This window comes from Anaerobacillus sp. 1_MG-2023 (genome assembly GCF_030547345.1).
GTDB lineage: Bacteria > Bacillota > Bacilli > Bacillales > Guptibacillaceae > Guptibacillus > Guptibacillus hwajinpoensis_B.
The window spans coordinates 1-202 of sequence record NZ_JAUORD010000350.1 but is presented as its reverse complement, the minus strand read 5'-3'; the positions used below and the strand labels follow the sequence as shown (position 1 = coordinate 202).

Here is a 202-nt window from a genome sequence, read left to right as displayed (position 1 = left end):
GTAGCTCAGCTGGTTAGAGCGCACGCCTGATAAGCGTGAGGTCGGTGGTTCGAGTCCACTCAGGCCCACCATAAAAGTTTTGTTGATTCGATTTATTCCTCTTGGTTGAATGCCATTTGGATCATTTGGGGCCTTAGCTCAGCTGGGAGAGCGCCTGCCTTGCACGCAGGAGGTCAGCGGTTCGATCCCGCTAGGCTCCACC

At 55.0% G+C, this 202-nt stretch carries 1 tRNA gene; it reads left to right on the top strand.

The window, feature by feature from the left end:
* Nucleotides 1-127: 127 nt before the first annotated feature.
* A tRNA-Ala gene (locus Q4550_RS24410) sits at nt 128-200 on the top strand.
* Nucleotides 201-202: the final 2 nt, after the last annotated feature.